The organism is Caecibacteroides pullorum, from assembly GCF_019239235.1.
In the GTDB taxonomy this organism is placed as follows: Bacteria; Bacteroidota; Bacteroidia; order Bacteroidales; family Bacteroidaceae; genus Bacteroides; species Bacteroides pullorum.
The window spans coordinates 19,253-41,363 of sequence record NZ_JAAZTS010000015.1 but is presented as its reverse complement, the minus strand read 5'-3'; the positions used below and the strand labels follow the sequence as shown (position 1 = coordinate 41,363).

At 50.2% G+C, this 22,111-nt stretch carries 16 protein-coding genes; 4 read left to right on the top strand and 12 right to left on the bottom strand.

The genetic code is table 11. The annotated features are described in order from the left end of the window. Positions 1-12: 12 nt before the first annotated feature. Together HF894_RS10450 and HF894_RS10445 are read right to left on the bottom strand one after the other, a co-directional pair. Complete coding sequence (locus HF894_RS10450; protein ID WP_204972212.1) at positions 13-3,204, bottom strand: efflux RND transporter permease subunit; 3,192 nt, start codon at positions 3,202-3,204, stop codon at positions 13-15. Between the two features lie 10 nt (positions 3,205-3,214). Next, positions 3,215-4,324: an efflux RND transporter periplasmic adaptor subunit gene (locus tag HF894_RS10445; protein WP_246593215.1), complete on the bottom strand. Its 1,110-nt coding sequence runs from the start codon at positions 4,322-4,324 to the stop codon at positions 3,215-3,217. Positions 4,325-4,519: 195 nt separating this feature from the next. Between HF894_RS10445 and HF894_RS10440 the strand changes: the two genes are divergently transcribed. After that, a complete protein-coding gene (locus HF894_RS10440; RefSeq protein WP_204972210.1) occupies positions 4,520-5,440 on the top strand; it encodes a helix-turn-helix domain-containing protein in 921 nt (306 codons plus the stop codon). 76 nt (positions 5,441-5,516) lie between these two features. On the opposite strand, the gene HF894_RS10435 is transcribed toward HF894_RS10440, so the two are convergent. Both HF894_RS10435 and HF894_RS10430 read right to left on the bottom strand, forming a co-directional pair. Continuing rightward, positions 5,517-6,866 (bottom strand): dihydroorotase, encoded by a 1,350-nt coding sequence (locus HF894_RS10435; RefSeq protein WP_204972208.1) that lies wholly within the window; start codon positions 6,864-6,866, stop codon positions 5,517-5,519. A 5-nt stretch (positions 6,867-6,871) separates the two neighbouring features. Further along, positions 6,872-7,621 (bottom strand): polyprenol monophosphomannose synthase, encoded by a 750-nt coding sequence (locus HF894_RS10430; protein WP_022019751.1) that lies wholly within the window; start codon positions 7,619-7,621, stop codon positions 6,872-6,874. Positions 7,622-7,758: 137 nt separating this feature from the next. Between HF894_RS10430 and mfd the strand changes: the two genes are divergently transcribed. Then, positions 7,759-11,163 carry a transcription-repair coupling factor gene (gene mfd, locus HF894_RS10425; protein WP_204972206.1) on the top strand — a complete coding sequence of 1,135 codons (3,405 nt, stop codon included), beginning with the start codon at positions 7,759-7,761 and terminating at the stop codon, positions 11,161-11,163. A gap of 15 nt (positions 11,164-11,178) precedes the next feature. Here mfd and HF894_RS10420 read toward each other — a convergent pair whose 3' ends face one another. The 3 genes from HF894_RS10420 to HF894_RS10410 form a co-directional block, all read right to left on the bottom strand. Next, a complete protein-coding gene (locus HF894_RS10420) occupies positions 11,179-12,096 on the bottom strand; it encodes a DMT family transporter (RefSeq protein ID WP_204972204.1) in 918 nt (305 codons plus the stop codon). Positions 12,097-12,302: 206 nt separating this feature from the next. Continuing rightward, positions 12,303-12,923 (bottom strand): lysine exporter LysO family protein, encoded by a 621-nt coding sequence (locus HF894_RS10415; protein ID WP_204972202.1) that lies wholly within the window; start codon positions 12,921-12,923, stop codon positions 12,303-12,305. Continuing rightward, positions 12,920-13,198: a LysO family transporter gene (locus HF894_RS10410; RefSeq protein WP_022019748.1), complete on the bottom strand. Its 279-nt coding sequence runs from the start codon at positions 13,196-13,198 to the stop codon at positions 12,920-12,922. The genes HF894_RS10415 and HF894_RS10410 overlap by 4 nt, the downstream gene beginning before the upstream one ends. Positions 13,199-13,597: 399 nt before the next feature. Between HF894_RS10410 and HF894_RS10405 the strand changes: the two genes are divergently transcribed. Then, positions 13,598-14,941 (top strand): MATE family efflux transporter, encoded by a 1,344-nt coding sequence (locus HF894_RS10405; RefSeq protein ID WP_246593214.1) that lies wholly within the window; start codon positions 13,598-13,600, stop codon positions 14,939-14,941. Here HF894_RS10405 and HF894_RS10400 read toward each other — a convergent pair. The 5 genes from HF894_RS10400 to HF894_RS10380 form a co-directional block, all read right to left on the bottom strand. After that, a complete protein-coding gene (locus HF894_RS10400; protein ID WP_204972200.1) occupies positions 14,911-15,567 on the bottom strand; it encodes a DUF1847 domain-containing protein in 657 nt (218 codons plus the stop codon). The two genes, HF894_RS10405 and HF894_RS10400, sit on opposite strands and share 31 nt — an antisense overlap. 40 nt (positions 15,568-15,607) lie before the next feature. Next, positions 15,608-17,563, bottom strand: a complete 1,956-nt coding sequence (locus HF894_RS10395) for a competence protein CoiA family protein (protein WP_075317771.1) — start codon at positions 17,561-17,563, stop codon at positions 15,608-15,610. Positions 17,564-17,731: 168 nt separating this feature from the next. Continuing rightward, entirely contained in the window at positions 17,732-18,904 is a 1,173-nt protein-coding gene (locus HF894_RS10390) for a type II restriction endonuclease (RefSeq protein ID WP_075317770.1), read from the bottom strand. Beyond that, on the bottom strand, positions 18,901-20,205 hold the full coding sequence (gene dcm / locus HF894_RS10385) for a DNA (cytosine-5-)-methyltransferase (protein ID WP_075317769.1): 1,305 nt from the start codon (positions 20,203-20,205) through the stop codon (positions 18,901-18,903). Before dcm ends, HF894_RS10390 begins: the two co-directional genes overlap by 4 nt. Before the next feature lie 98 nt (positions 20,206-20,303). Beyond that, a complete protein-coding gene (locus HF894_RS10380; protein ID WP_083610532.1) occupies positions 20,304-20,888 on the bottom strand; it encodes a very short patch repair endonuclease in 585 nt (194 codons plus the stop codon). A gap of 582 nt (positions 20,889-21,470) precedes the next feature. On the opposite strand from HF894_RS10380, the gene HF894_RS10375 reads away from it, so the two are divergent. Beyond that, entirely contained in the window at positions 21,471-22,094 is a 624-nt protein-coding gene (locus tag HF894_RS10375; protein ID WP_204972198.1) for a DUF1963 domain-containing protein, read from the top strand. Positions 22,095-22,111: the final 17 nt, after the last annotated feature.

The window sequence follows — 22,111 nt, the reverse complement described above, 5'->3', positions numbered from 1 at the left end:
AATGTTCTCGGTTTACTTTTCTGTGTTAAAGGCACTTTTTTCGATCAGTGTCTGTTCTTTTTCGTAGATGATTTGTGCGTCGGGTTCTTTATGCATGGGGCCTCGTAGTTTCTCTTGCAGGTACTCGAAAACGATGAAGAATATAGGCACGACGAAAATGAGGGCCAAAGTTCCGATAAGCATACCACCTACGACGCCAGTACCCAATGAGCTGTTACCGTTAGCTCCTGCGCCGGTGGAGAACATCAGTGGAAGCATACCGAAAATCATGGTAAGTACGGTCATCAGGATGGGGCGGAAACGGGCTTGTGCAGCCGAGTAGGCGGATGAGATGATTCCCATGCCCGTACGGCGGCGTTCGATGGCATATTCTGTAATTAGAATGGCTGTTTTTGCCAGCAAACCAATCAACATGATGGCACCAGTTTGCAGGTAGATGTTGTTTTCCAGTCCGAAGACGCGGGCAAAGAGGAAGCTGCCCATCAGTCCGAAAGGAACAGAAAGAATGACTGCCAGCGGGACAAGAAAACTTTCGTAAAGGCACGATAGAATAAGGTAGATGAGTACAGTACAGAGAGTATAGACAAAGACAGTCTGTGCGCCTCCGCTACTGGCCTCTTCACGAGCCATACCACCATATTCGTAGCCGTAACCTGAAGGCAGCATTTGCTCGGCTACTTCATGGATGGCTTGCTGGGCTTCACCGGTCGAATAGCCTTCGGCTACATTCACGTTTACGTTGATCGTGTTATAAAGGTTGAATCGTTTGGCTATCTCGGCACCAAGCACAGAACGAAGTGTGACAAATTGGCTGACTGGAGCCATTTCTTCACCATTGCGTACGAACATGTTGTCCAGTGCATGTTGGTCCAAACGTTTTTGGGGAGAAGCTTGAATCATAACACGGTATACTTTTCCAAACTTGTTATAGTTGGATACGTAGGAACCGCCGCAATAGGAACCTACTGCATCAAGTACATCGTTGGGGCTGATGCCGGCACGCTTGCATTTGGTGGCATCTACGTCGACGGCTATCTGCGGGAAATTCATGGCATAGGAACTATAGGCCATGGCTACCTCGGGTCGTTGATTCAGGGTACCAATAAATTCAGTTATTGATTTGAAGAAAGATGCCATATCGCCTCCAGTTTTGTCTTCCATGTAAAGTTCGATAGAGTTACCTGTACCATAGCCGGGAATCATGGCTGGCTGGAAGCAGAAAACCTGAGCTTCTTTAATATTACTGAATTGAATATTCAGGCGTTTCATTACTGCTTCTGCGGTATGTTCCTTACCTTTTCTCTGATCCCAGTGATACAGACGAATAATAACTGTACCATACGATGTCCCTTGTCCTGAAAGCAATCCGTAACCGGTGATGCGTGAATAATGCTCTATCTCAGGAGTATTTTTAAGGATATCTTGTACTTTGTCCATTACTTTATTGGTTTCGGCCAACGAGTTTCCAGGTGAGGTACTGATGTTGATCATGATAGTTCCTTGGTCTTCTTGAGGAACCAGTCCTGTTTTGGTTGTAGCCATGAAATAAACCAATAGTATACAGGCTATTCCAAGTGAAGTCCATACCATCCAACGGTGATGGAAGAAGAACATCAGTCCTTTCTTGTATTTTCTTAATAAGGCATTGTAGGATGCGTTATAGGCGGCGCGTACTCGTCCGTTGATGCTTCGTGCGTTTTTCTGTTCTTCAGAGGGTTTCATCATCATGGCGCACAGAGCTGGACAGAGAGTCAGAGCATTCAAACAGGAGATACCTACAGCTACTGCCATGGTCACACCGAATTGAGTGTAGAATACACCAGAAGTTCCTCCCATAAAAGTGGCTGGGATGAATACAGCCATGAATACACAGGTACATGAGATGACAGCCATCGTTACGTCGCTCATGGCATCTTTAGTGGCTAAATATGGAGAGCGATAGCCTACATCGAATTTGGCTTGTACGGCCTCTACGACTACGATAGCATCATCAACTACTGTACCGATAGCCAGCACTAAAGCGAACAGTGTCAGGATGTTGATGCTGAACCCTGCTATGGATAGGAAAGCGAATGTACCTATTAGTGAGACGATGATGGAGATAGAAGGAATAAGTGTACTTTTGAAGTCATGCAGGAAAAAGTACACTACAAGAATAACCAGCAGGATGGCGATAATCAGTGTCTCTACCACGTTGTCGATGGAAGCGAAAAGGAAATCGTTGACACTCATCATTTGGATAAATTCCGTTCCTTCGGGCAGATCTTTGGCTAAATCGTCCAGCAAATTGGTAATTTCTTGATTTACGGCAGTGGCGTTTGCTCCAGCCACTTGGAATACCATAAACGTAACACTAGGCACACCGTCTGCTTCACCATGAAAACTATAGGATTGACGGCCTAATTCTACATCGGCTACATCTTTTACGCGAAGTACAGAACCATCCGATTGTGACCGTATGACCATATTTTCAAATTCTTCAACTTCCTTTAGTCGTCCTTTGTATTTCATGGTATATTGGAATACATTATCTGAGCTTTCTCCCAATGAGCCGGTAGGAGCTTCAATATTTTGTTCCCCCAGTACCGATGTAATGTCTGAAGGAACCAGGCCGTATTGGGCCATCTTTTCAGGTTTCATCCAAATACGCATACTGTAAGTATCACCCATCAGCTGTACGTCTCCTACTCCTTGAATACGTTTGATTTGGGGAATGACATTGATGTCGAGATAGTTGGCCAAAAATGTTTCATTGTAACGTGCGTTCGGGCTGATGAGGCTATTGATTTGTAGGAAGCTGTTCTGGCGTTTCATGGTGCTAACACCTATGGCCGTAACTTCGGATGGTAACAGACCTTGTGCTTCGGATACACGGTTCTGTACATTGACCGCTGCCATATCAGGATCGGTTCCTTGCTTAAAATATACGAGAATTTCAGCAGTGCCGGCATTTGTGGCGGTAGAAGTGATGTAAATCATATCTTCTACGCCGTTGATGCTTTCTTCTAGTGGCATGATGACACTGTTCATTACAGCTTCTGCGTTGGCTCCTGTATAAGTAGCTTCTACGCGGACTGTAGGTGGAGCGATGTCGGGATATTGCTCTACGGGCAGGGTGTAGAGTGAAATAAAACCTACTATAAGAATTAGGATGGATATGGATATGGCCATAACCGGCCTTTTAATGAATATGTTTCCTTTCATAAAGCGTCTGTTATTTTACTTGAGTTCCTTCGCGGATCATTCCTGCTCCGTTGGAGATAATTTCATCACCAGGTTTCAGGCCGTCTGTAACAATGTATTCTTTTCCATCATTTACTGGAGCTACTTTGATCAGAGTAGATACGGCTTTTCCGTCTACAACCTTGTAGACTAATATTTGGTCTTGTAGCTGCACAGTAGCTCCTTGGGGAATAACGATACAGTTGGTATAGGTACTGGGGATTAATACGTTGCCCGATGCACTGCTGTGTAGTAGTCGGTCTGGGTTGGGGAAGACGGCGCGTACGCCTACAGTGCCTGTCGCTTTGTCGATGACTCCGCTGATGGATTCTATTTTACCGCTTTCTTCATAGGTGGAGCCATCGTTCAGTTGTAGCTGGATATCAGGCATTCCTTGCAGTGCCTTTTCGATGGTACCATATTGGCGGGCTAGGGAGAGTAGCTGGTTTTCGGTCATGGAGAAGTAGACGTACATGTTCGAGTTATCGGAAACGGTGGTCAACGGTTGGGGCATGCTGGGGCTGACGAGTGTTCCGACACGATAGGGCAACATGCCTATCACACCGTCACTTGGACTCTTTACTTCGGTATATGATAGGTCGTTGCGGGCATTTACTTCCTGAGCTTCGGCTTGGGCTAGTTGTGCTTTGGCTGTCAGATATTCGTTTTTAGTGGTTTGCAGGTTGAAGTCGGATACTACTTTCTGTTCGTGTAGTTTCTGAGTGCTTTTGTAGGTGAGTTCTGCAGTGGCAAGACTGGCTTTGGCTACTTCTACGTTGGCAATGGCTGTTTGCAAAGCTACCTTATAGGGCACTTGGTCGATGACGAACAAAATTTGCCCTTTGCGTACAATCTCTCCTTCGGATACGTTGAGTTTCTCGAGATAGCCGGAGACTTGCGGGTAGATATTGATGTCCTGCATTCCTTCGATGGAGGCAGAATAGGAAGTGGTTATCTCTTTGTTGGCATCGGCATGAATGGTAGCGATGGCATAGTTTTGTTGGGCTTGTTCTTGCTTTTCCGACTGGCAGGCTGTGAGTCCGACCAAGCATCCAGTAAAAGCAAACCATCGCATGTGGTTTTGAATGTTTTTTATTGTCATATTAGTTCGTTTTAAAAATTTGCGCAAAAGTAGTGCCTTGTTCCAGAATGGTTGCTATGAATTTTCTTGGAGAAATGTTGTATTTTCTCCTTGCTTGATAAAATAATTATTAAACGTGGTAAATTGAATGTGTTAAGGGGAAAATTGAATATTGATAATGTCGCATAAATCTCCATCTTTGCAGAAAAAATAAAAATGGAAAAGATTATTGAACATATTGGTATCGAAACGCTGAAGCGATACGGCGGACAGAACTGTTGTTTGGATGACTATCTGTTCGTGACCGACCGCTTGGAGAACATTCTGGCTGGAGGTAAAACAATCAAGATGGAAGTCCTTCTGATGATTTATTGCATGGAAGGCGAGGTAAAGTTGGAATTGAACAATCAGACTTGTCATTTGAAGGCTGATGATCTGTTGGTGAGTCTGCCGAATATGCTGATTGGTGAGGTGCTGGCTTCTCCTTCTTATAAGGTGAAAATCATTGGCTTGTCGAATCGGTTTATACAACGGCTGACGCAGACTGAAAAATATACTTGGAAATCATTCCACTATCTACATCGAAATCCTGTCAAGCACTTTGATGAAGAAAACAAAGAGCTGTTCAATCAATATTTGGGATTGATTGAACGCAAACTGACATTGTGTGAAGACCCTTATCAGAAAGAAATATTGTTGTATTTGTCCTCCGCCTTTTTTGTGGAATTAGTTGCGGCTATCAGTCAGCAGACAGTTGTTTCCAATGAAGATATGCGTACTTTGGTCAATCGTCCGGACTTTATTTTCAAGCGTTTTATGGAAACAATGGCGGCGGATAGTGGCAGACATCGGACCTTAGAATATTATGCCGATTTGTTTTGTTATTCGCCCAAATACTTGTCGCGTATCATTAAACGCATCAGCGGAAAGAATGCCTTGACGTTGATTCACGAGAATGCCATAGAGCATATTATTCGTGAATTGAAGCATTCCAGCAAAAGCATCAAGGAGATTGCGGCCGATTTCGAATTTTCCAACGTTTCGTTTTTTGCCCAATATGTCAAGAAGCATTTGGGGGTAACACCTTCCGAATTTCGGAGCAATGTCAAGGCAGATAAAGAGGTATCAGCCTCCTGAGAGCCTTCGGATTGTTTTTTAGCCTGCGAATGCAGTCTTGTCAATAAGGTTGCATCCGCAGGGTGTGAATAGGAACTTAGCGGTCGAAGCGCAGTGCCTCGCCCCGATAGCTTTCGTCGACTTCGCGGCCGTCGTAAACGGTATGTCCGTTGACGAAGGTGCGCTCCACGTGCCAGTCGAAGGTGTGTCCTTCCAGTGGACTCCAGCCGCACTTGCTTTGGATGAGGCTCTTCTCCAGCGTCCAGGGGGTGTCGGGGCGCACCAGCACGAGGTCGGCCTTCCAGCCTTCGCGGATGAAGCCGCGTTCGCAGATGCCATAGAGCAGGGCGGGGGCGTGGCACATCTTCTCCACAACCTTCTCTATCGTAAAGATGCCTTCATTTACCAGCTGGAGCATGCTCACGAGCGAGAACTGCACCATCGGCATGCCTGATACGGCTTTCAGCGCGCCGCCCTTCTTCTCAGTAATGAGGTGGGGAGCATGGTCGGTGGCGATGACGTCTATCACGTCGTCGTTGACGGCACGGCGCAGGGCGTCGCGGTCGGCCTTGGTCTTCACCGCGGGGTTGCATTTGATGAGGGTGCCCAGCGTGCGGTAGTCAGTTTGGCTGAACAGCAGATGGGCCACACAAGCCTCGCCTGTAATCTTCTTGCCGCTGACGGGGCCTGCCTCGAGCAGGTTCAGTTCGCGGGCGGTGGAGAGGTGGAGCACATGCAGGCGGGCACCCGTTTCGCGCGCCAGCTTCACGGCCAGGCTCGACGAGGCGTAGCAGGCGGCCGAAGAGCGGATGTTGGGGTGCTTGCTGACGGGCACGTCGTCTTCGTCGGCATATTGCGCCTTGTATTTCTCCATGTTCCGTCGGATGGTGGCGGGGTCCTCGCAATGGACGGCGATGAGCAGGTCGGTGCTGCCGAAGATGGCGCGCAGGCTTTCCATGCGGTCTACCAGCATGTTGCCCGTACTCGAACCCATGAAGAGCTTGATGCCGCACACGCGCGAACGGTCTAGGCGGGCAAAGTCGCCGTAGTTGTTGTTCGTGGCGCCGAAGTAGGCGGAGTGATTCACGATGCAGCGTTCGTCCAGCAGGTTGAACTTGGCGTCGAGGGCTTCGAGGGTGGTGGTTTGCGGCAGGGTGTTGGGCATGTCCATGATGCTGGTCACGCCTCCTGCGGCCGCCGCCCGGCTTTCGCTGAGGATATCGGCCTTGTGCGTCAGGCCCGGGTCGCGGAAGTGCACGTGGTCGTCGATGGCACCCGGCAGCAGGTAGCAGCCAGTGGCGTCGATGGTTTCGTCGCAGGGGGCGGAGAGGGGTTTGCCGTGGGTCAGTACCTCGGCGATGCGGCCCTGGTCGGTGATGACCACGGAGCCTTGTATGGTTTGTCCCTCGTTGACGATGAGGGCGTTGTGGATGAGGGTACGTTTCATGTCTGTTAGCCGTTAATTTTAGGATACTTCTTGAACCAGCTGTCCCACTTCAGGCGGATGACGCCGAAGACGGCTTCGCCGAAGATGCTGGAGTTCATTTTCGAGGTGCCCAGCTCGCGGTTGATAAAGATGACGGGCACTTCCTTCACCTGTGCGCCGCACTTGTAGGCGGTGAACTTCATCTCGATTTGGAAGGCATAGCCCTTGAAACGGATGGAGTCGAGGTTGATGGTTTGCAGCACGCGGCGGCGGTAGCACACGAAGCCCGCTGTGGTGTCGTGGATAGGCAGGCCCGTAATGATGCGCACGTATTTCGAGGCGAAGTAGGACATCAGCACGCGCCCCATGGGCCAGTTCACCACGTTGACGCCGCTCACGTAGCGCGAGCCGATGGACACGTCGGCCCCCTCTTCGGCACAGGCCTTGTAGAGGCGGGGCAGGTCCTTGGGGTTGTGGCTGAAGTCGGCGTCCATCTCGAAGATGTATTCGTAGTCGTGCTCCAGCGCCCAGCGGAAACCAGCGATGTAGGCGGTGCCCAAGCCCAGCTTACCGCGACGCTCCACCATGAACAGGCGGTCGGCGAACTCTTCGCGTTGCAGGCGGCGGACAATCTCGGCCGTACCGTCGGGCGACCCGTCTTCGATGACCAGGATGTGGAAACCATGCTCCAGGGCAAAGACGGCCCGTATGATGTTCTCGATATTCTCCCGTTCATTATAGGTCGGGATGATGACGATGCTGTCTGATGTATGCATATCTTCTATGGATTGTAAATGTGCCACAAATGTAGTGTTTTCCATTGTTTTTTCAGTAGGAAAACAGTGCTTTTCTTTGCGGCGGATATATTCTTATCCATTTTCTTCGTAATTTTGCACGGATAATTTTCACGCACATGAGCTTTACGATTACCGAACTGCAACAACGATACGCCGCCCATCCGCAGATCGAGGCGGCCTTGCGCCTGCTGGCCGACGACCAGCTGAAACACCTCTTCGTGGGCGGGCTTCACGGCTCGTCGGCTTCCCTGCTGGCCTCGGTGCTGGTGGGGCGGGCAGGTCGCCCGTTCGTCTTTGTGCTGGGCGACGGCGAGGAGGCGGGTTACTTCTACCACGACCTGGTGCAAGTGCTGGGCGACGGGCAGGTACTCTTCTTCCCTTCATCCTTCCGCCGCGCCATCAAGTACGGCCAGAAGGATGCCGCCAACGAAATCCTCCGCACCGAGGTGCTCAGCCGCCTGCAGAAGGACAGCCGCGGCTTGTGCATCGTCACCTTTCCCGACGCACTGGCCGAGAAGGTGGTGTCGCAGGGTGAACTTCAGGAGAAGACACTTACCCTCCATGCCGGCGAGCAGGTGGACATGACGTTCGTCACCGAGGTGCTCCACAGCTATGGCTTCGAGCGTACCGACTATGTCTATGAACCCGGCCAGTATGCCGTGCGAGGCAGCATCATTGACGTCTTCTCCTTCTCCAGCGAATATCCCTTCCGCATCGACTTCTTCGGCGACGAGGTGGAGAGCCTGCGCACCTTCGAGGTGGAGACGCAGCTGTCCAAGGAGAAGCGGGAGAGCGTGGTCATCGTGCCCGACCTCAGCAATGACCTCTCGGCAGGCGGCACGGGCGGCATGGTGTCGTTCCTCGACTTCCTGCCCGCCGACACCATCCTGTCCATGCGCGACTTCCTGTGGCTGCGCGAACGCATCCAGCAGGTGCACGACGAAGCTCTCACTCCCCAAGCCATCGCCGCCCGCGAGGCGGAGGAGAACGGTGACATCCGTCTGGAGGGCAAGCTCATCGACGGCGGCGAGTTCACCGTCCGTGCCCTCGACTTCCGCCGCCTGGAGTTCGGCACCAAGCCCACAGGCACGCCCGACGCTTCGCTTCAGTTCGACACGTCGGCGCAACCCATCTTCCACAAGAACTTCGACCTCGTGGCCGACAGCTTTGCCCGCTATCTGGCCGACGGCTATACCATCTATATCTGTAGCGACAGCACCAAGCAAACCGACCGCATCCGTGCCATCTTCGAGGAGCGCGGAGGCGAGAAGATTACCTTCACGGCGGTCGAGAAGACCCTGCACGAAGGCTTTGCCGACAACCAGCTGCGCCTGTGCGTCTTCACCGACCACCAGCTGTTCGACCGCTTCCACAAGTACAACCTCAAGAGCGACAAGGCCCGCAGCGGCAAGGTAGCCCTTTCGTTGAAGGAGCTCAACCAGTTCCAGCCGGGCGACTACGTGGTGCACACCGACCACGGTGTAGGTCGCTTTGCCGGCTTGGTACGCATCCCCAACGGCAACACCACGCAGGAGGTTATCAAGCTTGTCTATCAGAACGACGACGTGGTGTTCGTCTCCATCCACTCCCTCCACAAGGTGTCCAAGTACAAGGGCAAGGAGGGTGAAGCGCCCCGCCTCAACAAGCTGGGCACGGGTGCGTGGGAGAAGTTGAAGGACCGCACGAAGAAGAAAATCAAGGATATTGCCCGCGACCTCATCAAGCTCTACTCGCAGCGCCGCGAGGAGAAAGGTTTCCAGTTCAGCCCCGACAGCTTCCTGCAACGCGAGCTCGAAGCCTCGTTCCTCTACGAAGACACGCCCGACCAGAGCAAGGCCACGGCCGACGTGAAGGCCGACATGGAGAGCGCCCGGCCGATGGATCGGCTGGTGTGCGGCGACGTGGGCTTCGGAAAGACCGAAGTGGCCATCCGCGCCGCCTTCAAGGCCGCGTGCGACAATAAGCAGGTGGCCGTCCTGGTGCCCACCACCGTATTGGCCTACCAGCACTTCCAGACGTTCAAGGAGCGCCTGAAAGACCTGCCCTGCCGCGTGGAGTACCTGAGCCGCGCCCGCACTGCTGCCCAGACGAAGGCCGTCATCAAGGGATTGGCTGCAGGCGAGGTGAACATCCTCATCGGCACCCACCGCATCCTGGGCAAGGATGTCAAGTTCAAGGACCTGGGCCTGCTCATCATCGACGAGGAACAGAAGTTCGGCGTCAGCGTCAAGGAGAAGCTTCGCCAGCTCAAGGTGAATGTCGATACGCTCACCATGACCGCCACGCCCATCCCCCGCACCCTGCAATTCTCACTGATGGGTGCGCGTGACCTCAGCGTTATCCAGACGCCGCCACCCAACCGCTACCCTGTTCAGACAGAGGTACACACCTTCAACGAGGAAGTCATCATCGACGCCATCAACTTCGAGATGAGCCGCAACGGACAGGTGTTCTTCGTGAACAACCGCATCTCCAACCTGCCCGAGCTGAAGGCCCTCATCGAGCGCAACATACCCGACTGCCGCGTGTGCATCGGTCACGGCCAGATGGAGCCGGCCGAGCTGGAGAAGATCATCTTCGACTTCGTGAACTACGACTACGACGTGCTCATCGCCACCACCATCATCGAGAGCGGCATCGACATCCCCAACGCCAACACCATCATCATCAACCAGGCGCAGAACTTCGGCTTGAGCGACCTGCACCAGATGCGCGGGCGTGTGGGACGCAGCAACAAGAAAGCCTTCTGTTACCTGTTGGCCCCTCCGTTGTCCAGCCTGACGCCCGAAGCCAAGCGACGCCTGCAAGCCATCGAAAACTTCTCCGACCTGGGCAGCGGCATCCACATCGCCATGCAGGACCTCGACATCCGCGGGGCGGGTAACATGCTGGGCGCCGAGCAGAGCGGCTTCATCGCCGACCTGGGTTACGAAACCTACCAAAAGATTCTGACCGAAGCCGTACGCGAGTTGAAGAACGACGAGTTTGCCGACCTGGTGGCCGAAGAGCAGCAGGCGGCCGACGGCAGCGGGCAGATCAGCGGCGAGCAGTTTGTGGACGAATGTCAGGTGGAGAGCGACCTCGAACTCCTCTTGCCTGCCACCTACGTTACGGGCAGCAGCGAGCGCATGCTCCTCTATCGCGAGCTCGATTCGCTGGTGCTCGACAAGGACGTCGACGCCTTCCGCGCCCGCCTCGAAGACCGTTTCGGCCCTGTGCCGCCCGAGACGGAAGAGCTGCTGCGCATCGTTCCTCTGCGTCGTCTGGCCGCCCGTCTGGGAGCCGAGAAGGTGTTCCTCAAAGGTGGCCGCATGACCCTCTTCTTTGTGTCCAACCCCGACAGCCCTTACTATCAGAGCCAGGCCTTCGGCAAGGTCATCGCCTATATGATGAAGTACACCCGCCGTTGCGACCTGCGCGAGCAGAACGGCAAACGCAGCATGCTGGTCAAGGACGTGCCTACGGTCGAAGAAGCCGTTGCCACCCTGCAGGAAATGGTGGCGATGGCGGTGGAAGAATAAGTGGTGGGATAAGCCTTACGCATGCCTCGGCCGTATCATCCTGTAGACGGACGACAGCGTGTGTTGGATGGGTTTGCTTAGGATGATGAGCGTCACGGCCACCAGAATCAGGACGATGCCGAAAGCCTCCTGCAAGGTGAACGCCTCGCCGAAGACCAGTGCGCCGATGCACACCGCCGTCACAGGCTCCATGGCGCCCAGGATGGACGTCAGCGTACCGCCGATGTACTTCACGGCCAGCAGCAGGGTGATGTTCGAGATGACCGTCGGCACTACGGCCAGTAGTATCAGATTGGTGGCTGACAGGGCGTCGGGTATCGGCTGGATGCCTTCGTTGAGCCCTGCCTTGACGGCAAACATCAGGGTGGTGAAGACGAACACGTAGAAAGCCAGCTTGCGGCTGTTCATCGTCCGTACGCGCGACTTGTTCACCGTCGTAATGTAGCTTGCGTAACCCACGGCCGAGAGCAGCACGATGACCATCCCCATCGGGTCGAGTACCAGCTCGCCGCCCTTCAGTGACAGCTTGGCCACGCCATAGATGGCCAGCACAATGGCCGCCCACGTCACCCACGACGCCCGTTCCCTGAAGAGTACCAGCATCAGTAGCGTGACGAATACGGGGTAGGTGAAGTGCAGCGTCGTGGCCACACCTGCTCCCATGAAGTCGTATCCCCAAAACAGAAACAGGGCCGAAGCCGTGTAGAAACCCGCCAGCAGCAGGAGGAAGGGAATGTCTCGTCCCTCAATGCCGAAGGGCTCCTTGTGCAGCTTCATCATCCCCGCCAGCGCCAGTGTGGCGAAGAGGAAGCGGTAGAAGAGGATGGAGTCGAGTGACATGCCTCCCTGCATCAGCGGCAGGGTGAAGAGCGGAATGAGGCCGAACGTCACCGACGTGGCCAATCCGTAGATAAAACCTTTCAATCTGTTCATGCTTGCGATACGTTTTTTTTCGTGAGAAATGCGTGCAAAGATAGAGCAAACCGAGGGAAGCACAAAGCGAAAACAACGTTTTCAGCTTTTGCTTCGGAGGTGCAGCCTATTTTATGAAAAGATAGAGCAAACCGAGGGAAGCACAAAGCGAAAACAACGTTTTCAGCTTTTGCTTCGGAGGTGCAGCCTATTTCTGTTCTCGTCTCCTACAGGTTGCAGAACAGGTTCACGAAGAAGGGCACGCTCAGGTCGATGAGGATGCCGTGGAAGATGGCGATGGGCATCACCTCCTTGCCCGAGCAGCGCGTGATGGAGGGCAGCAGCACATCCATCGAGTTGACGCCCGCAGCCGAGATGGGAGCCAGCTGTCCGAAGTATTTGCGGATGAGGGGCGCACCCACCAGCGACATCATTTCGCGGATGATGTTGCTCAGCAGGGCGATGGTGCCCAGCTCCGTGGCCAGCTGGAGGCCGATGGAAGGCTCCTTGAACTGCGTGATGAGGATGGACGACAGCGAGTAGTAGGCAAATCCGCTGCCCACGGCCATGCAGTCGAACACGCTCCACTGGCTCAGCAGCAGGCTTGCCGCGGCCGAGAAGGCCAGGGTGCCTGTGATGGTGGCTGCCGGCACCAACAGCATCTTGGGGCTTAGTTTCTTCAGTTCCTGTTGCAGGCTTCGGTTGCTTCCGATGCCGATGCCCACCTGCAGCATCAGGGCATAGAGGATGCAGAGCGACCAGTTGTGCATGTTTGCTTCCAGTTGGAAGCCGGCGCCGGCCAGGCAGCCGATGCCGAAGATGGCGAGTACAATCAGATTGTTCTTCATTTCTCTTCTCCTTTCTCAAAAAACAGTTGGAAAACGATGCGTGCGGCTACGATGCTGCCTGCCAGGCTCAGTACGGCCAGTATGGCCGCCTGCCATCCCACGCGCCCCAGGTTTTCCACGATGAGGCGGTTGGAGCCGATGGACAGCCCCAGCACAAACAGTAGGGCAGCGATGGTGAGCGAAGTGCTCTTCTCGATATTTTTCAGAAACTTCCCGTCGTGCAGGAAGCGGCCGATGACGATGCCGGCCAGCATGGTACATATAATGCTGAACATAACGATTCTCTCTTTCTCTTTCTTTTGAGGTTGGACACAATGAACGGGGCGGGCAGACGTCATGCGTGCCTGCCAGTTTGATAAGGGGATGTCAAAAAGAAGGGGAGGAGGGTGCTTAGATAAACCCGCTGAACCAGTGGACGTGTACCGTCTGCTGGCTGTCCGTACCTTTGTGCAGGCGGACTTTCCGACAGGTCCTGTTCGATATGTGTAACGTCTGGTTCATGAGTCTTTTTCTTTGTTTTGCGGCCGCAAAGGTATTACTTTTATGAATATATTCCAAATAAATATGCAGAAATCTATCTTTTCACCCCTTTGTATCCCTAAAACTCTTCGTCCAACCGTTGTATATCTGACGTGCGTGCCTTAATTTTGGGCGTCATTTCAAGAAGCGAAACCATGGCCGACTTGTACAAGGGAAATCTGACGGAGGGCAGCATTACGGGCACGATGCTCCGCTTTGCCTTTCCGCTGATGCTGGGCAACCTGTTGCAGCAGTGCTACAACGTGGCCGATACGCTCATCGTGGGGCGTGTCCTTGGCGCCGATGCCCTGGCCGCCGTGGGTTCGTCGTATGCCCTCATCGTGTTTGTCACGTCCATCTTCATCGGCCTCTGCATGGGGTGCAGTGCCGTGTTCTCCATGCAGTATGGCGCGCGCGAGTTCGACGGCTTGCGGCGCAGCATCTTCTCGTCCATGCTCATCGTGGGCGGCGTCACGCTGGTGCTCAACGTGGCTTCGCTCCTCTGGCTGACGCCCGTCATCCGCCTGCTCCACACGCCGCCCGAGGTAGAGCCACTGGCGCGCAGCTACCTCTTCATTGTCTTCCTGGGCATGGTGCCTGTGTGCGTCTACAATTTCTACGCCTTCCTGCTCCGTGCGGTGGGCAATTCCGTGGTGCCCCTCTGCTTCCTGCTCGTGTCTGTGGTGCTCAACATCGGGCTCGACCTCCTCTTTATGCTGGGTTTGCACATGGGTGTCGAGGGAGCGGCCTTTGCCACGGTAGTGGCTCAGACGGTGGCCGCCCTGGGGCTTTATCTTTATACCCGCCGCCGTTTTCCCGCTCTGCGCTTGCGCAAGGCCGACTGTGTGGTCGACTTTCCGTCCATCCGCCGCCTGTCCTCCTATTCGTTGCTAACGTGCGTCCAGCAGTCGGTCATGAACTTCGGCATCCTCTTGGTGCAGGGCTTGGTCAACAGCTTCGGTACGGCCGTCATGGCCGCCTTTGCCGCGGCGGTGAAGATCGACTCCTTTGCCTACATGCCCGTGCAGGACTTCGGCAACGCCTTCTCCACCTTCATCGCCCAGAACTTCGGAGCCGGCCGCACCGACCGCATCCGTCGCGGCATCCGCAGTGCCGTGTGGCTCACCACCGCCTTCGCCCTGCTCGTTTCCGCCCTCGTCTTTGTGGGCGCTCCCTGGCTGATGTCGCTCTTCGTCTCTCCGTCCGAGGCAGAGATTATCGCCATCGGCGTGGAGTATCTGCGCATCGAAGGCAGCTTCTACGTGGGCATCGGCTACCTCTTCCTGCTCTACGGCTTCTATCGCGCCGTGGCTCTTCCCTCCATGTCGGTGGTGCTCACGGTGGTGTCGCTGGGCACGCGTGTGTTGCTGGCCTATCTGCTGGCTTCGCTGCCCCAGGTGGGCTATACGGGCATCTGGTGGTCCGTCCCCATCGGTTGGGCGCTGGCCGATGTTGTGGGTGTGTGGTACTACCGCTCCAAGCCGAACTTCTTCCGATAGTACGACTCCGCCGTGTAGAGCGCGGCGGCGGGGTTGTTGCCCGTCACGCGGTCCTTGGTGACAAGGGTGGTGGCGTAGGCCTCGGAGTACTTGTAGAACAGGCTGTCGTGCCCCACGCAGAGGCCGATGACCACGTTCAGGTCCGTCCGCGCCTCGTTCAGCAGGCGCGCCTGCAGGATGGGGTTGCACATGGCCGCTCCGATGGTTTCGCACGCCTGCGGGATGCCGATGGACGATTTCGCCTTACCCGCCACCTTGCAGATCACCGCCAGCGGTTCGAAGCCGTTGGCTTGCAGGATGCGGGTGAAGATGCGTGCTTCGCGGATGAGACCGATGCAGTGGGCGATGCCTATCTTACGTGCCCCTATCTTTCGGGCAAACTCCATGATTTCCTGTACGCGTGTCCATTGGCAGTAGCCTTCGTATTCCACTTCGGCGCTGGCCACCATGATGTCGTGGTTGCGCGGTTCGTCGTAGCGCTCCAGTGCCCATTGCTGGTCTTCCTCCTTCAGATGGGTGGTGGGGCAGAATTCGGGATACGTGCGGTTCTGGTACTTACAGTTCTGTGTGCCGCAATCCACGCACGAGTGGCGGGTGGGGGATGAGGGTTGTTCGGAGGTATTCATAGGGTAGATAATGTTTTATGATTGTTATGCAAATATACTGTTAAAACGAATTCAATGTTTCGTCGGGGACTATTTCATTTAGATTAATTATGTTGTAAAATTCACCATTCTTCCCTTCTTTTATTAAAAGGCAATTTTTGTGACTCCATTCTTTCCACATTCCTTGTGAATCAATCCTAAGTACAATAGTAGGTATATTTTTGAGAGGCGACTCATTGTTTAAACAGGGCTGAATGAATATTGGGGTAAGTTCGTTTGATGTGTTGAATATTTTTAGTGATATATTCCCTCTTTTTATATCTTCTCTTTTACATTCGTTGTATAAAGGTCTTAAGCTTACAGGGCTTTCTTGGTGTTTTTCTATGAAAATATTTCTGGCTTTGAATTCTTTTTCGATATAATCTAAAACTTCTTCTTTATTTTTATTTGTCAGAGATGTTTTGGATTCATTTTTAAATAAATCTTCTAAATAAAGAGTATTCTTGCTTGGTAATTCTTTTATACAACATGGTTCTTCTTTTTCCTTTTTTTGATTCGTTTGTTCCTTTGAGGGTCTTTCATGTTTCCTTTCTTCGATGTTGTGGAAGATGGATTGTCCACATGGATAGATGGTTATTCCTGTGTAACTGGTGAATTCTTTTAAGCTTTGTTCGTCCTCTATTTTTAGATATATGTTTTTTGTGTTGCTTTTTTTCTTTATATTGAAGAAACCTTCTTTTATGCAATAGAGAAATAAAGGTGTTTTCTTAGGTTGCATTGAATGATAGAATTTCAAACCATACGCAAATTTGTTTATCTTGAAACGCTCACACGAATTGTAATAACAACTCAGATTGTGGCTTATGCTTCCAACTTGTAGGCGCAGACTTTTCTTGTAGTAACATTGCTCTAACTGAGAGATACAGGTGTTCAATATATTGCCTATCTTTTGACTGTATAAAAAATTAAAGTCAATATTGTTGAATGATTTCGTGTCATTTTTAATTATTTTGATTCTGATTTTGGAAGTTGCATGTTTATATATTCTATGGAATAATTCATTGGTTTTGTAGTAATTACAAAAGTACGCATACGAAGGATTCGGCTGTATGGGTGTATTGATCTCTCTACTTTTCTTACATATACCTTTGAAGTTATAGTGTTGGCAAATGGAACAATTCTTTAGATTATACCCTAACGAAATAGCGTAGTAAAAGAATTCGGTTTTTTCAAGTTTCCCGTCGTAAACGGAGATATCCAGAAGAGTGTGTTCAAATTGAGGAGTTTCAATGTTTTTACAGCTTATTTGATGTGTCGGTATATATGAATATTTGCCAGAACTAAATAATACATATTTTTGTATGATATAATTTATTTCCATAGGCTCATATATATTTTTAATAGGGAAATTATATGTTTGCCCACAAAGCTCTGTTTTGTTTTCTATTATCTGGATATCTTCTTCTGATTGGATGGGTATTTCAATGATAGGAAGTTTAGAATTGATTTTGTCTTGGGTACAAGGGTGTGTAACGAAAATTTCTATGAGTATAGGTTTTATTCCTGTTATAGTGTTTTCTAATAATAAATCAGCTCGAAAGTCTTTTATTGACTTCTCTATACTACACAGATTGTAGTATTTCTTTAGATTGACAAGTTTGTCTCTCTCTTTGATGCAGAGATGTTTGTTTGTTGCAAATTCGCAATTTTCGACAGATGAGCATATTACTTTTTCACGAAGTTTTATGAAGAATGATTCGCTCTTGTCGAATTTCTCCTTGATTTTGATTTTTGCTAATTGGTGTAGATACGTCTCATTATTACAGGGAAATCCCTCTGTGTCGAATTTATGGGCGAAATGTTTTTGTTTTTTCTCTCCTAATTTGGCAATAAGTTCTCTTCCGCATGAGGGGCAATGGTAGTTTGAGTGAATTCGATGTTCCTTATTTATCATAGAGATATCAATAATATGATTCTCTTCATCCAAAGCATATTGATATTTTATAGGTTGCTTCATAATGTTAGTTGTGTTTTTCTGTGGTTGTAAAACTCTTAAGCTGGATTGTTGAAAAGTATGAATATAAGCGGCTACGAATGAAAAGAAAAAATGGACACTTGATTACTCTTGTTACAGAACTTTTTGCGAGTATAATTTCGCCAAGTGGTTCAATGATAAAGAAAAGTTTTAACTTTGCTGTTTTATCTTTACTATGTTTATAAATGATGACAATGTTTCTATTTCAGCTTGGAACTCCTTATCAAACGAACTTAGATAAGGAGCCGGTACAACCAATTTCAAGTGATTATGTTTCATCTCTCTCAATTGATTTTTGGAAATACCTTGTTGCAAAGTGAACAGATATTTAGTTTCAATACGGTCTGCCTCATTCAAAACTTGACGCCAACGATCTTTACAAGTTGTCTTGGCCCCTAAGAAAACCAGTTTGTCTGCCGGAAATAAGAGATTGTGGTACGCTTCTCCGCCAGGAAACAAGAAATCAGGTTTCTTATTGTCTTCTGTTACAGCTTGTTCTTCGTATTTTAATTTTGCAGCTGTAAAAATGGTGGCAAGATGATGTTCCAAGGACTTCCCTGCACGGGATTTACGACGGTTGAGGATGATGTTGGAAAATTTAACTAATTCTTGACAGCTTGGAAATGGTGTGCTATAAATAGGAGCATATATTTTTTCCTCAAAATTGCGAAATAGAGTATATTCCGTATCAATCCACTTCAACAATTGCTTGTCAGGAGATTTACAAATGTCATTATCTGTAATTTGATGGGCTTCATTGTAAATTTCTCTGGCAAACTTTGCCATTTGATTTGTTTCAGGAAAATCAGTGTTTAGAGAAATGAGTTTTTGAATGCTCGTTTCCAGTTGCTTTTCAGGAGTTATTGCTTGAGAAATGTCAATCAATTGATTGGTCATTTCCGGTGATAAATTAAAGAAAGCGAAGAAATCATCTATGTCTTGGTCGGATTGTAATACAAAACCATCATAATAATCTTCACTTTGTTTGGCAATGATGAGTAAATCCCCCACATTATCTTCTTCAAAGAAAGGAAAGCATTTCCCGAATCGGGTAATTCGGTATTCATTACGTGTTCCCTGCCCGTAATAAATAAAACGGCTGTCTGTGGTGAATTTGTCTTGCCATTTTACTTTTACCATTTTATCTTTATTTTCACCCTTCACTCCCGGAGTGTCAAATAAAAGTGCGGCTGCGCATTTTGGTATGTAAAAACCTGCTTGATGCGAACCGTTTTTACCGGTATCGTTAGCAGTAATAAAGCGACAAAATGCGTATTGGGCGTTTTGTACTTTATTTATTGCACTATTTAATATTTCGCTCATATATTATTGTCGGTTAACATAGTTTTTACTAATTGTTCAGAAACAGCAGTGATAAGAGGCACGACAACAGAATTTCCACATTGTCTGTAAGCTTGCACGTCAGAAACTTGGTTGAGGCGATATTTATCAGGATATCCCATCAATCGAGCACATTCACGGGGTGAAAGTTTGCGAGGGTTCTTACCTTCACCTTGTGGTATCAGAATTTCTGAACCATCTTTGTAATACCGTGCGCTAAGTGTTCTTGAAATACCATTGAGATCCGTCAATCCATAACCAAAGCCGTTGCCTTTCGCACGGTGCTTTTCGGCATAGTTTTGTAAGTAGTTCCATAATTTGTCACTCAACGTATATTTTTCATCAATGTTTGGGTCAAGTATATCTTTAATACTTCGAGTAGCCTGTTCTTGTTTAGGAAAAGTAAATTGTTCTTCTCCATGAAAAATATCACGATTAAAGCCTACTATCATGATACGTTCCCTATGCTGGGGCACGTAAGTTTGCCCATCCATCACGAGATAATGAATCGAATAGCGTAATTCTTCCAATGTACCTTTTATGACTTTAAACGTATTGCCTTTGTCATGTGACATTAGATTTTTCACGTTTTCCAAAAAAAACGCTTTAGGACGATGGCGACTGATAATATCAGCTACATCGAAAAACAAAGTGCCTTGCGTTTTGTCCTTGAACCCAGTTTCGCGTCCGAGGCTTTTTTTCTTTGAAACGCCTGCAATGGAAAATGGTTGACAAGGAAAACCTGCACAGAGCACATCGAATTCTTGGGGAATAAAACTTTTGGTTACATCTTTTGTAATATCCCCAAAAGGCATTTCTCCAAAGTTTGCCATGTAGGTTTTTTGGGCGTATTTGTTCCATTCTGAGGAAAAAACGCACTTGCCACCCTGAGCTTGCATGGCTAAACGGAAGCCACCCATGCCGGCAAATAAATCTATAAAAGTAAATTTAGGTTCTCCCGGGTCGGGAAACGGCACATTGAAAAAATCAGCAAACAAATCATAAGCAATAGGATCTTCTGCCACCTTTGTTGCATATTCTTCTGTTATTTCCTCGTTCTTGATCTCTTTTTTTCGCTCCAAGAACTCACGAATTGCATTTATCACTTCCTTTCTATAATCATTATCTTCGATATTACCGTTGTTATGCAAATAATGGCTAAGCACGGCAAGCTGATTCTCCCAACTGATTTCTCCGTACAATTTTATACCGTTTTGCTCATCAATTTCCTCCGGGAAATCAACGAGTTTGATATTTTGTATATTTGTCTTTGTTTCTATCATTCAATTTATTAGTCAATTAATGCTTGCAAAAATACATTTTTTTATTGAGAATATCGAATGGCGAAATTATAAATATCTCGATATTTCATTCTGACCATTTATAAGGTTTCATATTTGTCAGTAATATCCTTTTTTGTATTTGTTTTATTGGGTGTGGTTGTTTGGTAGCAGTATTCACTTTCCGCTTCCGCAGCCATCCCCATGCCGCTGCCTTCTTCCTGCTCTGTATAAGGCTTGGCTTGACGGATGGAATAATCCTGTAGGAAAATTTGGTTCAGGGTGTGGACGATACTTTTTAAGGTCAGTTCGCGGTTCTTGGGCTTGAGCTGGCACTCCCACACCTGGATGACGTGCCAACCCATACGGCGGAGCTGGAGGCGTTCGGCAAGGTCGCGCTCGCGGTTGCGCTCGATCTTGGCTTGCCAGAAGTCGGTACGGGTTTTGGGAAGGACGAAGTAGCGGCAGCCTTCATGGCCGTGCCAGAAGCAGCCGTTTACGAAGATGACGGTGCGATACTTGCGCAGCACGATGTCGGGCGTGCCGGGCAGGCGGCGGACGTTGATGCGAAAACGCAGCCCATTGGCAAACAGGAACCTACGCACCAAAACTTCGGGCTTGGTGTTGCGGCTGCGGATGCTGGACATGCACTTGTGCCGCTGTTCGGGTGTAAGTTTGTCTGCCATGCGATAACAAGGTTCTCAACAGCATGCAAACTTAACGAAAATTCTTCATCTTTCAGCTCCGGCTGATGAAAAATGAGGTGTTCGGACAGAACATCTGCATCCTGCCTGCAGCTTGTATATATCCTCCGGACAGATTGTCCGCATCGTGCAGACAGGCTGTTTGCGTTGCCAAAGTCCATAGTTAGCTCGCCAGAGTCCATAGTTAGCCTGCCAAAGTCCATAGTTACGCCGCTAATGTAGGCAGTTTGGAATGGGGATGTGCCACCCTGCCACCTATCTATACAACTTCCTTACGCGCGCGCGGGGGAGAGTGACTGTTAATGTGAATTAACTTAACAGTTAGGGACGTTATTGTCATATATAAAAAAGTTGATTTTTAGGGTGGAAGGGTGGCACATATTTCCCCTTTTTCTTAAATTTGCCACAGAACCCCGCAAATCGAAAAGACAAATGGACAGAAAACGTGTAATCAAACGGCTGGCGGCCTTGCTGGGGTGGATGCAATGGAGAAGCCCGCAGGCGATGAACCCGAGGGTGATGTTCGATTAGGGAAAACAATGACCAAAACGAGATAGAAAGGATATGGCTTTTCTGATTACGACCGTTGAAACGCAGGGCGACCTGACGGGCAGGAGCCACTGGTGGGGCGCACCCGACCTGCTGAAGGACGTGGCATATCCCTGCGTGGCCGTGGACGACGGCGAGGGCAGGCACTACGACGAGCCGCTGACCTTCGTCTGCCAGATACGTTGCGCCGACCTGGCGCCGCTGGACGGCGAGAACCTGCTGCCCCACAGGGGGATGCTCTACTTCTTTGCGCCGCTGGATTATTTCCTGGGGGAACACGAGTCGCCGCTCGACTATCACACAAGGCCTGTGGTGATTTACGACGAGCGGGAGGAGGGGTTGGAGCCCTACGACCTGCGCTGGGAGGACACGGACGAGAGCGTGTTCCGCCCTGCCGAGGCGATGGACTTCGGCGTGGCGGGCGAGGCCAGGGGCGACGGACACCGCCTGCTGGGCCTGCCCTATCAGGAGGAGGTGGAAGGAGAGCATCCGGGCTGCCTGTCGCTGCTCCAGATAGACGAGGACGACCGCTGGGGGCTGCGCTTCTACGATTGCGGCATGTATTACTTCCTCCTCTCCAAAGAGAACCTCCGAGCGCGCTGCTGGGACAGGGTGGAAGGGGCGTTGTTCTTCTACTGAACGGATGGCAAAGGCGG